Origin of the sequence: Streptomyces sp. NPDC005648 (assembly GCF_040605395.1) — a bacterium.
GTDB lineage: Bacteria > Actinomycetota > Actinomycetes > Streptomycetales > Streptomycetaceae > Streptomyces.
Window position 1 is genome coordinate 69,764 of the sequence record NZ_JBEXCS010000019.1, and the last position, 16,943, is coordinate 86,706.

Consider the following 16,943-nt stretch of genomic DNA (forward strand, 5'->3'; position numbering starts at 1 on the left):
CTCCGGGGGAGAGAAAGATGTGGCGATGTGTCGAAACGGTTCGACGATGTCCGTCGAAGCGCTTCGACGGAGGACGGTAGGTGCGGACTTTCGGGCGCGTCAATGCATCGGACACGAATCGCCGATCGCGGAGGGTGTCGTACCGGCCTCCGGTGGATCACTCGTTGAGGTGAGGCCGCCGCCGTTCCCCCTGGGTACGCTGAACCGACAGGCGAGACTCCGTCCCATGGGAGCACCGATGAGCGCCGCATCCGACGAAGGGCCGGACGAGGAACCGGCGTACCGCTGGCCCATCCCGCCCGCGGGGGGTTGGACCGCGGACGACCTCGACCGGATTCCCGGCCTCCCGCCGCACACGGAGTTGATCGACGGGAGTCTCGTCTTCATGAGTCCGCAGACCCGATTCCACAGCCGGACCATGCGCCTGCTGGACAACGCTCTCCTGGACCAGGCTCCGGAGTACCTGGACGTCGACCGAGAGATGACGGTCAAGCTGGACCCGAAGAATCGTCCGGAGCCGGACATCGTGGTCTTCCCCGTGGGTGCGGTGACCGGCCCGAACCAGACCTGGTACAAGCCCGAGGACATCCTCCTCGCCGTCGAGGTCGTGTCCGACGACTCCCGTGAGCGCGACCGTGAGGTCAAGCCCCGCAAGTACGCGGCAGCCGGGGTGCCGCACTTCTGGCGGGTCGAGAAGGACGACGACAAGGGACAGCCCGTCGTGTACGTCTACGAACTCGACCCGGCGACCAGGTCCTACGGCCTCACCGGCATCTTCCACGACCGGCTCAAGCTCTCCGTCCCCTACGACATCGAGATCGATCTGACCGCCGGCGACCGCCGCGCCCGGTGAGGGCGCCCGCCGGACAGGCCGTTCTGCTCGTCGTCCTCACCGTGGCCCCCACCCGACGCGGGAGCTGTTCGTAACGTACCGGCGCAGTACCTCTCATCCCGCCCCCGCCCGGGGTGAGAGCAAAGTTCCTTCGCGGTCACTCAGTGCCACAGCGCGGAAACGCCGTCTCCCTACCTTCGGGACTCATACCGCTCAGCACCCCGAGTACCACCGAGCCCCGGAGCACCGTGGAGGCGTCATGACAGCCGCTGGCAAGTGGATCGAGCAGTGGGATCCCGAGGACGAGACCTTCTGGAAGGAGACCGGAGAGAAGATCGCCAAGCGCAACCTCGTCTTCTCCGTTCTCTCCGAGCACATCGGGTTCTCGATCTGGACCGTCTGGTCCGTGCTGGTGCTCTTCATGGGCCCGGAGTACGGACTCACCCCGGCCGACAAGTTCCTGCTGACGTCCATGGTGACGCTGGTCGGCGCCGTCGTCCGCGTCCCCTACACCTTCGCCGTCGCCATCTTCGGCGGGCGCAACTGGACGATCATCTCGGCCAGTCTGCTCCTCATCCCGACCGTCGCCGCCTTCGCGGTGATGAAGCCGGGGACGTCCTTCGACACCTTCCTGTGGATCGGCCTGCTGGCCGGCATCGGCGGCGGCAACTTCGCCTCCTCCATGACCAACATCAACGCCTTCTTCCCGCTGAGGAAGAAGGGATGGGCCCTCGGGCTGAACGCCGGCGGCGGCAACATCGGTGTGCCGGTCATCCAGCTGGTCGCCCTCGCCGTCATCGGGGCCAGCGGCGGACCGCGCGTGCTGCTCGGCATCTACATCCCGCTCATCCTGGTCGCCGCCGTCCTCGCCGCGCTCTACATGGACAACCTCTCCTCGGTGAAGAACGACACCGGCGCCGCCAAGGACGCCGCGAAGGACCCGCACACCTGGATCATGTCCTTCCTCTACGTCGGCACCTTCGGGTCCTTCATCGGATACGCCTTCGCCTTCGGGCAGGTGCTCCAGGTGCAGTTCGGCCGTACGCCGCTGCAGGCCGCATACCTCACCTTCATCGGCCCGCTGCTGGGCTCGCTGATCCGGCCCGTCGGCGGCTGGCTCGCCGACAAGTACGGCGGCGCGAAGATCACCCTCTACAACTACGTCGGCATGGCCGCGGCGACCGGCGTACTGATCATCGCCAGCATGCAGAAGTCGCTGCCGCTGTTCGTGGCCGTCTTCGTGGTGCTGTTCGTGCTCAGCGGCCTCGGCAACGGGTCGACGTACAAGATGATCCCCGGCATCTTCCAGGCGAAGGCGCTCGCCAAGGGGCTGGAGGGCGAGGAGGCCGCCGCCTACGGACGCCGGCTCTCCGGGGCCTCCATGGGGCTCATCGGGGCGGTGGGCGCGCTCGGCGGCGTCGGCATCAACCTCGCCTTCCGGCAGTCCTTCCTCTCCAACGGCTCCGGCACCGGCGCCTTCGTGGTCTTCCTCGCCTTCTACGCGCTCTGCTTCGTGGTGACCTGGGCCGTATACCTTCGGCGTACGGCCCCGGCGACCATGGCCGCGGCAGCCGCAGAGGCGAAGCCCCAGCTCAGCTACGCCGAGGTGTGACGTAACACCGGCGACATCAAGCCGAACCGAGCCTGTCACGGACCGTTGACAGGCTCGTTCGGCATGTGGGTACCGCCGTACCCGCATGTACAACGACTCGAGTTCGGGACGAGAGCCATGTACGACGAACAGCAGCGACCGGAGACGGGGGAGCACGGGCCCCTCGCCGGTTTCACCGTGGGCGTGACGGCCGCACGCCGCGCCGACGAGCTGGGCGCGCTGCTGCAGCGACGGGGAGCCGCCGTCCTGCACGCACCCGCCCTGCGTATCGTGCCGCTCGCCGACGACAGCGAACTGCTCGCGGCGACGAAGGATCTGATCGACCAGGTGCCTGACGTGGTGGTCGCGACCACGGCCATCGGGTTCCGCGGATGGGTCGAGGCCGCCGACGGCTGGGGGCTCGGGGAGCAGCTGCTGGAACGGCTCAGGGGGGTGGAGCTGCTCGCCCGCGGACCCAAGGTGAAGGGGGCGATCCGTGCCGCCGGGCTCACCGAGGACTGGTCGCCGTCGAGCGAGTCCATGGCGGAGGTGCTGGACCGGCTGCTGGAGGAGGGGGTCGACGGGCGCCGTATCGCCATCCAGCTGCACGGCGAGCCGCTGCCGGGGTTCGTGGAGGCGCTGCGGGTGGCCGGGGCCGAGGTCGTCGGGGTGCCGGTGTACCGCTGGATGCCGCCGGAGGACATCGCGCCGGTGGACCGGCTGCTGGACGCGGCGGTCTCGCGGGGCCTGGACGCGATCACCTTCACCAGCGCGCCCGCCGCCGTGTCCCTGCTGAGCCGGGCGGAGGAGCGGGGACTGCTGCCCGAGCTGCTCGCCGCCCTCCACCATGACGTGTTGCCCGCGTGTGTCGGACCGGTCACCGCGCTGCCGCTCCAGGCACGGGGCGTCGACACGGTCCAGCCGGAGCGCTTCCGGCTCGGCCCGCTCGTCCAGCTGCTGTGCCAGGAGCTTCCGGGGCGGGCGCGTTCTCTTCCGATCGCCGGGCACCGGGTGGAGATCCGGGGGCACGCGGTCCTCGTCGACGGCGAGCTCAAGCCGGTACCGCCGGCCGGGATGTCCCTGCTGCGGGCGCTGTCCCGGCGTCCGGGATGGGTGGTGGCCCGCGCGGAGCTGCTGCGCGCGCTGCCCGGCGCCGGGCGCGACGAACACGCCGTGGAGACGGCGATGGCCCGGCTGCGGACGGCGCTCGGTGCGCCGAAGCTGATCCAGACGGTGGTGAAGCGGGGGTATCGGCTGGCGTTGGATCCGGCGGCGGACGCGAAGTACGCGGACGTGTGAGCCAGGCACCCGGCGTTGTGATGTGCGCGGTGTCGGGGTGGGCGTATCCGGGGGGGCTGCCGCCCCCCAGGCCCCCCGCTTTCGGCCTGAACGGCCTCGTCCTCAAGCTCCCCCAGAGGGGGCACCCCCAGACGGGCTGAATTGTCCGGACCGGCGTCGAGATGCGCCGGCCGGTGTGGGCCGTGCGGTCGGGCAAGTGTGGGTCCGACGAGGTCTTCCGGCCGCACCAGTGGGAAGGCACTGTTAGAGGGAACGGTTCCCCTGCCCCTGGTAACCCCTAGGCGGTGACAGGCACATGGCACTGGGTACGGCCACGGTCCCGTACGAGCTGCGGTTCGACGCCGGACGGATCTGCCTCGATCTCCTCGCGACCACCCACCCCGAGGAACGCTTCGACTCCGTCGAGGTGTTGTGCGCGTGGGTGAGGGGGGCCGGCCTGGTGCCGCCGGACACCCCGCTGGCGCACGCCGACGGATCGTGGCTGGTCGGCTTCCGTGAACTGCGGGGACAGGTCGGGCAGTTGGTGCGGGGCGGGCTCATGTCCGCCGTACCCAGGCCGTCGTACGACCTGGCGCTCGCCCGGGTGAACCTGCTCGCCCTCGTCGCGCCGCCGGCGCCCCGGGCCGTCCGGGGTGAGGACGGGGCGCTGGTACGGGAGTTGGACGGGCCGCCCGAGTGCGCCGCGCTGCTCGGCGCCATCGCCAGGGACGCCGTGGAACTGCTCACCGATCCCGTCGCCAGAGCGGGGCTGCGGCAGTGCGAGGGGGACAACTGCCCGATCGTCTACGTCGATTCGTCCCGGGGGCGCAGGAGGCGCTGGTGCTCCAGTGAGGTCTGCGGGAACCGGGAAAGGGTCGCCCGACACCGTCGTAGAGCCGCTCTCACCCGCGCCTAGCTGTCCGGTATGTATCTTCTGTGAGGTCTGGGACGGTGTGGTGTCTTAAGATGTTGAAGTGATTTCGGCAACACTCCGTTTGGCACCGTCAACCCTCGGGCAGCTGGCCTGATCTTGCCGATGTGGCGGATATGTAAAGATCGCGCGGGGGGAATGTGCTCTCATGTCCCTCTCGTCACGACACCCCGAAGAAAACTGTCGTCGCGCTTTGAACATGACGCGCACCACATCCGTACCTGTGCACGAGCGACCGAACGGGGGAACCCCCGGACATCGGAGGTGGGCGTGCGCAAGGATTCCGTCGTGGCCAATGAACGTGGATCGAGGGCCCGACATCGCATGTCCCAGCCCTCGGAACCTGATGAGGAGCTGATGCGTGCCCTGTACCGGGAGCACGCCGGACCTCTCCTTGCTTATGTACTGCGCCTGGTCGCCGGAGACCGGCAGCGCGCCGAGGACGTGGTCCAGGAAACGCTCATCCGTGCCTGGAAGAACGCCGGTCAGCTCAATCGAGCGACCGGATCGGTACGCCCCTGGCTGGTGACGGTCGCTCGGCGCATCGTCATCGACGGCCACCGCAGCCGGCAGGCCCGGCCGCAGGAGGTCGATCCGTCGCCGCTGGAGGTCATCCCCGCGGAGGACGAGATCGACAAGGCGCTGTGGTTGATGACGCTGTCGGACGCGCTGGACGACCTGACCCCGGCCCACCGGGAGGTGCTCGTCGAGACGTATTTCAAGGGGCGTACGGTCAATGAAGCGGCCGAGACGCTGGGCATTCCCAGCGGCACGGTGCGCTCGCGGGTCTTCTATGCCCTGCGGTCGATGAAGCTCGCACTGGAGGAGCGGGGGGTGACGGCGTGATGAGTGTTTACGGGGGAAACCAGGGATTCGGCACAGGTGGTTCGGGTATGTCTGGCTCCATGATGGGATCTCCGGGCCCGAGCGAACACGAAACGGTCGGTGCCTACGCCCTCGGCATTCTCGACGACGCCGAGGCAACCGCTTTCGAAGCACACCTCGCGACCTGCGAGTGGTGTGCCCGGCAGCTCGACGAGCTCGCCGGGATGGAGCCCATGCTGGCCGCCCTCGCCGACCTGCCCGGAGCCGGTACGCCCGCCATCGGTGAGTCCCTCTCCGCACGGCCCAGCCCACGGCTCGCGGAGAAGCTCGTGGACGAGGTCGCCGAACGCCGGGCCGTGAAGCGCCGCAAGGGCTTCTATCTGGTCGCCGCCGCGGCCGCACTGATCATCGGCGGACCGCTGACGGTGATGGCCGTGAACGGAGGCGACTCCGGCACCACCAACAACACCGCCACACCGCAGACCACCGGGGCAAAGGCGGCCTTCGGCACCCTGAGCGACAAGGTCTCGGCGACGGACCCCTCCACCAAGGTCAAGGCGACCGTGGCGATGGAGCAGAAGGACTGGGGCACCTGGGGTGTCGTGGAACTCAGCAACGTCAAGGGTCCGCTGAAGTGCTCCCTCATCGCCGTCGGCAAGAACGGCGAGCGCGAGACGATGTCCACCTGGGCGGTCCCGAAGTGGGGCTACGGCATCCCGAACGCCAAGACCGTAGAGGCCAAGGCACCCCTGTACGCGCAGGGTGGCGCCGCCTTCAAGCCCAATGAGATCGACCATTTCGAGATCATGACCTTCGACGGCAAGAAGCTCGTCCAGGTCGACGCGTAGCTTTCGTAGCTATACCGGGTCCCCTTCGCGTACGGTTGACGGCTGCCCAGCACGTCAGAAGGGGGCCCGGTGGCCGCTCAGGCTCAGCAGGAAACCGCGGTCGGCTCGGATCACGACTCCGTACGGGACCGAGAGATCAGCGTCGAACAGGAACATCTCGACCGGGTGTACCGGCGCCTCGAGGAGAAGATCCACGAGGCCGAGTTCCTGATGAACGACGCGGCCAAACGGGGCCAGGTCGGCACGCCCGGCGCGCTCGCGGAGCGGGACGCCCAGGTCTTCCGGGCCGGCGTCCACCTCAACCGCCTCAACAACGAGTTCGAGGACTTCCTCTTCGGCCGGATCGACCTGCTCCTCGGCAGGGACGGCAAGAAGGGGCCCGACGGCGCCTACACCGCCGTGGAACCGGCCGAAGGGGCCGTCCGTGAGGACGGTACGGCCGATATCGCCGAGACCCTGCACATCGGCCGCATCGGTGTCCTGGACGCCGAGTACGCGCCGCTGGTGATCGACTGGCGGGCGCCCGCGGCCGCCCCCTTCTACCGCTCCACCCCCGTCGACCCCGGCCGGGTCGTGCGCCGCCGGGTCATCCGCTCCAAGGGCCGCCGGGTCCTCGGCGTCGAGGACGACCTGATGCGGCCCGAGCTCACGGCCCTCCTCGACGGCCACGAGCTGCCCGCCGTCGGCGACGGCGCCCTGATGGCCGCGCTCGGCCAGGCCCGCAGCCACACCATGCGGGACATCGTGGCGTCCATCCAGGCGGAGCAGGACCTGGTCATCCGAGCCCCCGCCGCGTCGGTGACGTACGTCGAGGGCGGCCCGGGCACCGGCAAGACGGCCGTCGCGCTGCACCGCGCCGCGTACCTCCTCTACCAGGACCGTCGCCGGTACTCCGGAGGCATCCTCATCGTCTCCCCGACCCCCCTGCTCGTCGCGTACACCGAGGGCGTCCTGCCGTCGCTGGGCGAGGAGGGCCAGGTCGCCATCCGCGCGATCGGCTCCCTGGTCGACGGCGCGGAGGCCACGCTCTACGACTCCCCGGCCACGGCCCGCGCCAAGGGCTCGTACCGCATGCTCAGGGTGCTGCGGAAGGCGGCGCGGGGCGCGCTGGAGCTGGGGGCGGGCGGGGCAGGCACGCAGGCCGGTGCAGGCAGGGCGGGCGCGCCAGGCGGTGCAGGCAGGGCCGGCGCGCCAGGCGGGGCAGGCGGTGCAGGCAGGTCGGGCGCGCCGGGAAGGGTCGGCGGGGCAGACGGGACGGACGGGGGTGCTGCGACGGCAGAGCGGCCCGACGCTTCCGCGGCTTCAGCCCGGACCGACGCCGACGCGGCGAGAGAGGCCGGTGCGGTCAGGGACGCCCGCCCGGCCGCGGACGACTCCGGGGCCGCGAAGGCTCCCGCCTCCCGGCAGCTCGCCTTCGGGGAGGACGAGGGTCCGGCCGCTCCCTCCGGCCCGCCCACCCGTCTGCGTGTCGTCGCCTTCGGCCGCCGGCTGGAGCTGGAGGCGGACGCGCTGGAACGTGTCCGCCGTACCGCCCTGGGCGGAACCGCCCCGGTCAACCTGCTGCGTCCGCGTGCGCGCAAGTTGCTCCTCGACGCGCTGTGGGAGCGGTCCGGTGCCGCCGGCCGGCACACCGACCCGGAGCTGGCCGCGGAACTGCGCTCCTCCTTCGACGAGGACATCGTGTCGGAGGACTCCTTCATCGAGTTCCTGAACGCCTGGTGGCCCGAGCTGACGCCGAAGGCCGTGCTCGACGCGATGGCCGACGAGCGGCGGCTCGGCAGATGGGCCCGGCGGATCCTCAATCCGGGTGAGGTGCGGCGGGTGGCCCGTTCCCTGCGGCGCGACGGGTACTCCGTGCACGACATCGCCATGCTCGACGAGCTCCAGGCCGTCCTCGGCGCCCCCGCCCGCCCCAGGAAGCGGCGCGAGCTGGACCCGCTGGACCAGCTGACCGGCCTCGAAGAGCTGATGCCGGTGCGCGAGGAGTCACAGCGCGAGCGCGCCGAGCGGCTGGCGCAGGAGCGCACCGAGTACGCGCATGTGATCGTGGACGAGGCCCAGGACCTCACGCCGATGCAGTGGCGCATGGTCGGCAGGCGCGGGCGGCACGCCACCTGGACGGTGGTCGGCGACCCCGCCCAGTCGTCGTGGTCGGATCCGGAGGAGGCGGCCGAGGCCCGCGACGAGGCGCTCGGCACCCGCCCCCGCCGCCGCTTCGAGCTGACGGTGAACTACCGCAACCCCGCCGAGATCGCCGAACTCGCCGCCAAGGTGCTCGCCCTCGCCATGCCCGGCTCCAAGTCCCCCTCGGCCGTACGGTCCACCGGCGTGGAACCCCGCTTCGCCTCCGTACACGACTCCCTCGCCCAGACCGTCCGCCAGGAGGCCGCCCGGCTGCTCGACCGGGTCGACGGCACCGTCGGCGTCGTCGTCGCCATGCAGCGGCGCGAGGAGGCCGCGCGGTGGCTGGCCGGGCTCGGGGACCGTGTGGTGGCGCTCGGCAGCCTGGAGGCGAAGGGCCTGGAGTACGACGCCACGGTCGTCGTCTCGCCCGCGGAGATCGCCGACGAGTCCCCGGCCGGACTCCGTGTGCTGTACGTCGCCCTCACCCGGGCGACCCAGCAGCTCACGATCGTCTCGGGCGAGCGGGACCAGCCGGACGGCGACGGTGTGCCGGATCTGCTCAGAGATTAGAAGGAGATGAACTCTCGTGACGGGAATGGTCTGACGGGATCCGTTTGTTAGCCTGGGTGTGACACCGGCCCGATCCAAGCCCCCGGGCCCAACCTTCGTCCCTCAGAGGGACCACTTGCCGCGAGGCGAGCATGGCGGGTCGGTGTCACTGACCGTGTGGGAGGCCCGCGTCACCGAGAGGTGGCGCGGGCCTCTTCGCGCTGTGAACAAAAAGTCCGCAATCCGGCGCGGCTAACGCCTACTCGACAGTAGGTGCGACCATCGGACGGCACACAGCGTCAAAGGCGAAAGAGGAAGTCGGCCATGGCAACGGCGCCCAGCGTCTCCTACTCGATGACGGTCCGGCTGGAGGTGCCCGCGAGCGGAACCGCAGTCTCGCAGCTCACCACCGCCGTGGAGTCCTCCGGAGGCTCGGTGACCGGCCTCGACGTCACCGCTTCCGGGCACGAGAAGCTCCGGATCGATGTCACCATCGCGGCCACCTCGACCGCGCACGCCGACGAGATCGTCACCGAACTGCGCGGCATCGAGGGCGTCACCCTCGGCAAGGTCTCCGACCGTACGTTCCTGATGCACCTCGGCGGCAAGATCGAGATGGCGTCGAAGCACCCCATCCGCAACCGTGACGACCTGTCCATGATCTACACGCCGGGCGTGGCCCGCGTCTGCATGGCGATCGCCGAGAACCCCGAGGACGCCCGCCGCCTCACCATCAAGCGCAACTCCGTTGCGGTCGTGACGGACGGCTCCGCCGTGCTGGGCCTCGGCAACATCGGCCCGAAGGCCGCCCTCCCGGTCATGGAGGGCAAGGCGGCCCTGTTCAAGCGGTTCGCCGGCATCGACGCCTGGCCGCTGTGCCTCGACACCCAGGACACCGACGCGATCGTCGAGATCGTGAAGGCGATCGCCCCCGGGTTCGCCGGCATCAACCTGGAGGACATCTCCGCGCCGCGCTGCTTCGAGATCGAGGCGCGGCTGCGCGAGGCCCTCGACATCCCCGTCTTCCACGACGACCAGCACGGCACCGCGATCGTCGTCCTGGCCGCCCTGAAGAACGCACTTCGCGTCACCGGCAAGGCGATTGAGAACATCCGGGTCGTCATGTCCGGTGCCGGCGCGGCCGGTACGGCCATCCTCAAGCTGCTGCTCGCCGCGGGGGTGAAGAACGCGGTCGTCGCCGACATCCACGGTGTCGTGCACTCCGGCCGCGACGATCTGCGCGAGGCCGCCGTCGACTCGCCGCTGCGCTGGATCGCCGACAACACCAACCCCGAGGGGCTCACCGGCACGCTGAAGGAAGCCGTTCGCGGAGCCGATGTGTTCATCGGCGTCTCCGCCCCGAACGTCCTGGACGGCACGGACGTGGCCGCCATGGCGGAGGGCGCCATCGTGTTCGCGCTCGCGAACCCGGACCCCGAGGTCGACCCCGCGATCGCCCGGGAGACGGCGGCCGTGGTGGCCACCGGCCGCTCCGACTTCCCGAACCAGATCAACAACGTGCTGGTCTTCCCGGGTGTCTTCCGCGGTCTGCTGGACGCCCAGTCCCGCACCGTCAACACGGACATGATGCTCGCCGCCGCGACCGCCCTCTCGGACGTGGTGACCGAGGACGAGCTCAACCCGAACTACATCATCCCCAGCGTCTTCAACGACAAGGTCGCGGGCGCGGTGGCCGGCGCGGTGCGCGAGGCGGCGAAGGCGGCGACGGTCTCCTAGTCGGTCTCCCCGGGCCTTCCGGTGGACGCGCCGCGCGGTATGCGTAGGCTGTGAGGATCGCCACGGCAAGGCCTTGCACCGGCGCGTCGTGGAACCCGGCCCTCCTGGCCGACGTTTATCGTGTCGGCCAGGCTCGGGACCTCTCTTCGTGTGACACCCAAGGGTGTTCTCACGACTCCAGCGGGTGCCGGATTGGCTTTCCCGCAGCAGGTAGGGGCAGGATGCGTCCCTGGGCGCGAGCGCATCGGCTTCGCTGTGCCTCGCGTGCGGCTTAGCCGCGTGGCACACCCCAACGGCAAGAAGAACACGGGAGTAACAACATGAACCGCAGTGAGCTGGTGGCCGCGCTGGCCGACCGCGCCGAGGTGACCCGCAAGGACGCCGACGCCGTGCTGGCCGCGTTCGCCGAGGTTGTGGGCGACATCGTCTCCAAGGGCGACGAGAAGGTCACCATCCCCGGCTTCCTGACCTTCGAGCGCACCCACCGTGCCGCTCGCACCGCGCGCAACCCGCAGACCGGCGACCCGATCCAGATCCCGGCCGGCTACAGCGTCAAGGTTTCCGCGGGCAGCAAGCTGAAGGAAGCGGCGAAGGGCAAGTGACCTTGCCGTCTGCACCTCACGGGACGGTGTAGGCACGTAGGCAGTGCGATGGGGCGGCACCCGAACTCTCTTCGGGCACCGCCCCATCGTCGTACCCCCACGAACACCCCAGACCACCCCCCAGCCCGGGCTCGGCCCGAGGCACACCGGGGCCCGATCTTGGGGCGTGCTGTCCTGAGCCGGGGGCTGGCTGATGTCATGAGCCGACGTCCACCCGAGGACGTTGCCGGCGATCCCGCCAGCGCACGAAGTTCCACGGGCATGTTCATGCTGCGTCTGTTCAGGGTGTGACCCCTGGGACCCCGCTCCGGGCGCGTGCTGCCCTGAGCCGGAGCCGGGAGTCATGAGGCGGGGGCCGGCCCAGGGTGTTGCCCGGAAGTTCCGCCTTCGCGCCGGGGGGGCGTGGGCTTGTTCGTGCTGCGTCTGTTCGGGGGCCCGGCCCGGGGTTCCGATCTTGGGGTGTGCCGCTCTATGGGCTCTGTCCGGGGGATGGCCCCGGGGCCCCGGCCCGGGGTGTGTTGTTCTGGGCCGGGGGCTGGAGTTTTGAAGGGGCGGTCAGCCGAGGGCTTTGCCAGGGAGTTCGACCTTTGCGCCGAGTTCCACGAGTTTCTCCATGAAGTTCTCGTAGCCGCGGTTGATGAGGTCGATGCCGTGGACGCGGGACGTGCCCTGGGCCGCGAGGGCGGCGATGAGGTACGAGAAGCCGCCGCGGAGGTCGGGGATGACCAGGTCGGCGCCCTGGAGCTTGGTGGGTCCGGAGACGACGGCCGAGTGGAGGAAGTTGCGCTGGCCGAAGCGGCAGTCGGAGCCGCCCAGGCACTCGCGGTACAGCTGGATGTGAGCACCCATTTGGTTCAGCGCGGAGGTGAAGCCGAGGCGGGACTCGTACACCGTCTCGTGGATGATGGACAGGCCCGTGGCCTGGGTGAGGGCGACGACGAGCGGCTGCTGCCAGTCCGTCTGGAAGCCCGGGTGGACGTCCGTCTCGAGCGCGATGGACTTCAACTGGCCGCCGGGGTGCCAGAACCGGATGCCCTGGTCGTCGATCTCGAACGCCCCGCCCACCTTCCGGTAGGTGTTCAGGAACGTCATCATCGAGCGCTGCTGGGCGCCGCGGACGTAGATGTTGCCCTCGGTCGCCAGCGCCGCGGACGCCCAGGAGGCGGCCTCAAGACGGTCCGGCAGGGCGCGGTGGTTGTAGCCGCCGAGGCTGTCCACACCGGTGATGCGGATGGTGCGGTCGGTGTCCATCGCGATGATGGCGCCCATCTTCTGCAGCACGCAGATGAGATCCTCGATCTCCGGCTCCACGGCCGCGTTCGAGAGCTCGGTGACACCTTCGGCGAGTACGGCCGTCAGCAGCACCTGCTCGGTCGCGCCGACGGACGGGTAAGGCAGCCGGATCTTCGTGCCGCGCAGCCGCTGCGGCGCCTCCAGGTACTGCCCGTCCGCGCGCTTCTCGATCCGCGCGCCGAACTGCCTGAGCACCTCGAAGTGGAAGTCGATCGGCCGGCCGCCGATGTCACAGCCGCCGAGACCGGGGATGAAGGCGTGCCCGAGACGGTGCAGCAGCGGGCCGCAGAACAGGATGGGGATGCGCGAAGAACCCGCGTGGGCATCGATGTCGGCGACGTTCGCGCTCTCGACGTGCGAGGGGTCCATCACCAGTTCGCCCGGCTCCTCACCCGGACGGACCGTCACCCCGTGCAGCTGCAGCAGGCCGCGTACGACACGCACGTCTCGGATGTCCGGAACGTTGCGCAGTCGACTCGGCGAGCTGCCCAGCAGGGCGGCGACCATGGCCTTCGGTACGAGGTTCTTCGCACCGCGGACACGGATCTCACCCTCCAGCGGGGTTCCGCCGTGGACAAGCAGGACGTCGTCAGTGCCGTTGACGGTCATGTATCTCGCGTTCCGATGAGTCGGGCAGGGCCAGAAGGGAAAGGGTAATCGCCGCCCACCCCTCTTCCGTAAGCCCGAGTACCCCTCAGCTCCGTCATAGCTCTGTCACAACACGAACGGTTCCCCGCCGGGCACATGAAGTCACCGGCGGCCCCGCGTGCGCCCGGGGTGCTCCCGTCCGCCTGAGCTGCGTTCACCCCCCTTCCTCCCATTGCCTCCCCACACCGAGCGCGGATGCGGGATCATGTCTGGCATGACCGAGGTGTCCTCGCTCACAGGGCGGTTGCTCGTGGCAACGCCCGCCCTGGCGGACCCGAACTTCGACCGTGCGGTGGTGCTCCTTCTCGACCACGACGAGGAGGGCTCCCTCGGTGTCGTCCTCAACCGTCCCACCCCGGTGGACGTCGGCGACATCCTGGAGGGCTGGGCGGACCTGGCGGGCGAGCCCGGCGTGGTCTTCCAGGGCGGCCCGGTCTCCCTGGACTCGGCCCTCGGGGTCGCCGTCATCCCGGGCGGCTCCGCCGTCGACGGGGCTCCCCTCGGCTGGCGCCGGGTCCACGGCGCGATCGGACTGGTCGACCTGGAGGCCCCGCCCGAACTGCTCGCCTCGGCCGTCGGCTCCCTGAGGATCTTCGCGGGATACGCGGGCTGGGGCCCGGGCCAGCTGGAGGACGAGCTGACCGAGGGCGCCTGGTACGTCGTCGAGTCCGAGCCCGGCGACGTCTCCTCCCCGTCCCCGGAGAGACTCTGGCGCGAGGTCCTGCGCCGCCAGCGCAACGAGCTCGCGATGGTGGCCACCTACCCGGACGACCCTTCGCTCAACTGATGGCTGTGAGCTTCAGTACCCTTGGCGATATGAGCACTCTTGAGCCCGAGCGCGGGACTGGTACGGGGACCCTCGTAGAGCCGACGCCACAGGTGTCCCACGGCGACGGCGACCACGAGCGCTTCGCCCACTACGTCCAGAAGGACAAGATCATGGCGAGCGCCCTCGACGGCACCCCCGTCGTCGCGCTCTGCGGCAAGGTCTGGGTGCCGGGCCGCGACCCGAAGAAGTACCCCGTGTGTCCCATGTGCAAGGAGATCTACGAGTCCATGGGCGCCGGCGGTGGCGACAAGGGCGGCGACAAGTAGACCTGCTGTCCGACTGAGGTTCGAGAGGCCCCTGAGGCGCGTTCTGCGTGCCTCAGCCGACCGTAGGCGGGACGCACTGCACAAGATCACCACTCGACTCGTCCGTGACAACCAAGTGGTCGTGATCGAGGACCTGGCCGTTCGCAACCTGCTGCGGAACGGCAGATCGGCCCGCGCCATCTCCGATGCCGCGTGGTCGGAGTTCCGGAGCATGCTGGAGTACAAGGCCGAGTGGTACGGCCGTGAAGTGATCGCGGTCGACCGCTGGTTTCCCTCCTCTCGGTTGTGCTCCCACTGCGGCGCGCCCGCCGGGCGAATGCCGCTCAACGTCCGCACGTGGACGTGCGAGAGCTGCGGTACGACCCACGATCGGGACGTGAACGCGGCATGCAACCTTCTGGCCGCCGGGCTGGCGGTGTCGGCCTGTGGAGCCGGTGTAAGACCTCAACGGAGCACTCCGGGCGGGCGGTCGGCTGTGAAGCAGGAAACCCACGGTGCGACCCGTGGAACCTCGGTCCTTGGGAGCGGGGAGAAGCCAACTGGGACTTCAAGGTCTCGCAGTACAGCTCAAGCTCGGTGATCGGCACTTCGTGCGTGGATACCGTTCCCAGCACGATTTTGGTCGGTATTTCGTCAACAGGCCAGTTGTCGCGGGCAGTTTGGCGATCATTTCGATCTTGATGCTGCGGGGGTTTGTGAAGGCGGTGCCCCAGGCGCTGGAGGAGGCGGCTCGTGGCCACGAGCGTGTTCTCCTTCATATCGGCCTGGAACGACTTCCTGCTGGTCTTCTTCGTACTCGTACAGCGACGGCTGGTCTCGGGGCTGGGCGGAGCGGTCAAGGAGTGACATGGTTGAGCTGATTCCGCTGCCCCGCAGCGTCGTAGCAGGATCCGGTGAGACGCGGCTGACCGCTCGCTCCCGGCTGTATGCCGGCCAGGGCACCGAGGGGGTCGGGAACTGGCTGCGCGGCGTCCTGTGGCAGGCGACCGGTCTGCCTCTGCGCGAGGGGCGGGAACTCGACGACATCGAGCCCGACGGCATCGGTCTGCGACTCGATCCGGCACTGGACCCGGAGGAGTACCGGCTCGTCAGCGACCACGACGGTGTCCTCATCGACGGGGGCAGTGCCGCGGGTGTCTTCCTCGGCGCCCAGACGCTGCGGCAACTCCTCGGCCCCGACGCCTATCGCCGGGCACCGCTCGACCGCGACCGGACCTGGGCCGTACCCCATGTCACGGTCGAGGACGCGCCCCGCTTCCGCTGGCGCGGCCTCATGCTCGACGTGGCCCGGCACTTCACGTCCAAGGAAGGCGTCCTGCGCCATCTCGACCTGATGGCCGCGCACAAACTCAACGTCTTCCACTTCCACCTGACGGACGACCAGGGCTGGCGAATCGAGATCAAGCGGTACCCCCGCCTCACCGAGATCGGCTCATGGCGGCCGCGTACCAAATTCGGCCACCGGGCCTCACCGCTGTGGGAGGAGAAGCCGCACGGTGGCTTCTACACCCAGGACGACATCCGGGAGATCGTCGCCTACGCCGCCGAGCGGCATATCACCGTCGTCCCGGAAATCGACGTACCGGGACACTCGCAGGCCGCCATCGCCGCGTACCCGGAACTCGGCAACACCGACGTCATCACCGCGTCCAATGAAGGGGGCACCTCCCTCTCCGTCTGGGACAACTGGGGGATCTCCGCAAACGTACTCGCCCCCACTGACAACACCCTGCGCTTCTACGAGGGGGTCTTCGAGGAACTGCTCGATCTCTTCCCCTCGGAGTTCCTTCATGTCGGGGGTGACGAATGCCTCAAGGACCAGTGGAAGCAGTCGCCCACCGCGCAGGCCCGTATCGAGGAACTCGGGCTCGCCGGCGAGGACGGGCTGCAGGCGTGGTTCATCGGCCACTTCGACAAGTGGCTGACCGCGCGCGGGCGTCGGCTCATCGGCTGGGACGAGATTCTCGAGGGCGGCCTGGCGGAGGGCGCCGCCGTCTCCTCGTGGCGCGGCTACGGCGGCGGGGTGGCCGCCGCCCGGGCCGGCCACGACGTCGTCATGTGCCCCGAGCAGTACGTGTACTTGGACCACCGCCAGGCCGCGGGCCCCGACGAGCCGGTCCCCATCGGGTACGTCCGCACCCTGGAGGACGTCTACCGCTTCGAGCCCGTCCCGGCGGAACTGACGCCGGATGAGGCGGCCCACGTCCTCGGTACGCAGGCCAATGTGTGGACCGAGGTGACGGAGGACCAGGCGCGCGTGGACTACCAGACCTTCCCCAGGCTCGCCGCGTTCGCGGAGGTGGCGTGGAGCTCCCTGCCCGCCCCCGGGGAGCGGGACTTCGCCGGCTTCGAGCGCCGGATGGAGGTCCACTACCGGCGGCTCGACGCCATGGGCGTCGGGTACCGGCCACCGGCCGGACCGCACCCGTGGCAGCGGCGGCCCGGCGTGGCGGGCCGCCCGATCGAGGGCACGCCCCCGAACAGGTAGGGCACGAACGGACGGGGCACGAACGAGCAGCCCGCGAACAGGCGACCGGCCGTCCCGAACGAGCGGTGGAAAAACGTCGTAAGCATCACCGAAGAGTGGCAA

14 protein-coding genes and 1 pseudogene are annotated in these 16,943 nt (G+C 69.6%); 14 read left to right on the forward strand and 1 reads right to left on the reverse strand.

Going from position 1 to position 16,943, the window contains the following annotated elements:
• The first annotated feature begins 238 nt into the window (after positions 1 to 238).
• The 9 genes from ABZT17_RS14080 to ABZT17_RS14120 all read left to right on the forward strand — a co-directional run bounded on the left by ABZT17_RS14080 (position 239) and on the right by ABZT17_RS14120 (position 11,317).
• Complete coding sequence (locus ABZT17_RS14080; RefSeq protein ID WP_356347992.1) at positions 239 to 853, forward strand: Uma2 family endonuclease; 615 nt, start codon at positions 239 to 241, stop codon at positions 851 to 853.
• 238 nt (positions 854 to 1,091) lie between these two features.
• Positions 1,092 to 2,444 carry a nitrate/nitrite transporter gene (locus tag ABZT17_RS14085; RefSeq protein WP_356347994.1) on the forward strand — a complete coding sequence of 451 codons (1,353 nt, stop codon included), beginning with the start codon at positions 1,092 to 1,094 and terminating at the stop codon, positions 2,442 to 2,444.
• Between the two features lie 117 nt (positions 2,445 to 2,561).
• A complete protein-coding gene (locus ABZT17_RS14090; protein WP_356347997.1) occupies positions 2,562 to 3,722 on the forward strand; it encodes a uroporphyrinogen-III synthase in 1,161 nt (386 codons plus the stop codon).
• A 295-nt stretch (positions 3,723 to 4,017) separates the two neighbouring features.
• Positions 4,018 to 4,617 carry an ABATE domain-containing protein gene (locus ABZT17_RS14095; RefSeq protein ID WP_356347999.1) on the forward strand — a complete coding sequence of 200 codons (600 nt, stop codon included), beginning with the start codon at positions 4,018 to 4,020 and terminating at the stop codon, positions 4,615 to 4,617.
• Between the two features lie 339 nt (positions 4,618 to 4,956).
• The gene (locus ABZT17_RS14100; RefSeq protein WP_010039908.1) at positions 4,957 to 5,478 is read left to right on the forward strand and encodes a sigma-70 family RNA polymerase sigma factor; all 522 of its coding nucleotides are present in this window, start codon (positions 4,957 to 4,959) and stop codon (positions 5,476 to 5,478) included.
• Positions 5,479 to 5,537: 59 nt separating this feature from the next.
• Positions 5,538 to 6,305, forward strand: a complete 768-nt coding sequence (locus tag ABZT17_RS14105; protein ID WP_356348002.1) for a zf-HC2 domain-containing protein — start codon at positions 5,538 to 5,540, stop codon at positions 6,303 to 6,305.
• 69 nt (positions 6,306 to 6,374) lie between these two features.
• Positions 6,375 to 8,999 (forward strand): UvrD-helicase domain-containing protein, encoded by a 2,625-nt coding sequence (locus tag ABZT17_RS14110; protein ID WP_356348005.1) that lies wholly within the window; start codon positions 6,375 to 6,377, stop codon positions 8,997 to 8,999.
• Positions 9,000 to 9,302: 303 nt separating this feature from the next.
• On the forward strand, positions 9,303 to 10,715 hold the full coding sequence (locus ABZT17_RS14115; RefSeq protein WP_356348007.1) for an NAD-dependent malic enzyme: 1,413 nt from the start codon (positions 9,303 to 9,305) through the stop codon (positions 10,713 to 10,715).
• Positions 10,716 to 11,035: 320 nt separating this feature from the next.
• Positions 11,036 to 11,317 carry an HU family DNA-binding protein gene (locus ABZT17_RS14120; protein WP_004000874.1) on the forward strand — a complete coding sequence of 94 codons (282 nt, stop codon included), beginning with the start codon at positions 11,036 to 11,038 and terminating at the stop codon, positions 11,315 to 11,317.
• A gap of 555 nt (positions 11,318 to 11,872) precedes the next feature.
• Here ABZT17_RS14120 and murA read toward each other — a convergent pair.
• Positions 11,873 to 13,219, reverse strand: a complete 1,347-nt coding sequence (gene murA, locus ABZT17_RS14125) for a UDP-N-acetylglucosamine 1-carboxyvinyltransferase (RefSeq protein WP_356348011.1) — start codon at positions 13,217 to 13,219, stop codon at positions 11,873 to 11,875.
• 253 nt (positions 13,220 to 13,472) lie between these two features.
• On the opposite strand from murA, the gene ABZT17_RS14130 reads away from it, so the two are divergent.
• The 5 genes and pseudogenes from ABZT17_RS14130 to ABZT17_RS14150 all read left to right on the forward strand — a co-directional run bounded on the left by ABZT17_RS14130 (position 13,473) and on the right by ABZT17_RS14150 (position 16,841).
• Positions 13,473 to 14,045, forward strand: coding sequence for a YqgE/AlgH family protein (locus tag ABZT17_RS14130; RefSeq protein ID WP_356348014.1), 573 nt, complete (start codon positions 13,473 to 13,475; stop codon positions 14,043 to 14,045).
• 29 nt (positions 14,046 to 14,074) lie between these two features.
• On the forward strand, positions 14,075 to 14,353 hold the full coding sequence (locus tag ABZT17_RS14135; RefSeq protein ID WP_356348016.1) for a DUF3039 domain-containing protein: 279 nt from the start codon (positions 14,075 to 14,077) through the stop codon (positions 14,351 to 14,353).
• Positions 14,328 to 14,933, forward strand: a complete 606-nt coding sequence (locus ABZT17_RS14140; protein WP_356348019.1) for an RNA-guided endonuclease TnpB family protein — start codon at positions 14,328 to 14,330, stop codon at positions 14,931 to 14,933. The genes ABZT17_RS14135 and ABZT17_RS14140 overlap by 26 nt, the downstream gene beginning before the upstream one ends.
• A 61-nt stretch (positions 14,934 to 14,994) precedes the next feature.
• Positions 14,995 to 15,199: pseudogene (locus tag ABZT17_RS14145) on the forward strand (carbohydrate ABC transporter permease); the annotation flags it as partial.
• 1 nt (position 15,200) lies between these two features.
• Positions 15,201 to 16,841 carry a beta-N-acetylhexosaminidase gene (locus tag ABZT17_RS14150; RefSeq protein ID WP_356348021.1) on the forward strand — a complete coding sequence of 547 codons (1,641 nt, stop codon included), beginning with the start codon at positions 15,201 to 15,203 and terminating at the stop codon, positions 16,839 to 16,841.
• The last annotated feature ends 102 nt before the right edge of the window (positions 16,842 to 16,943 follow it).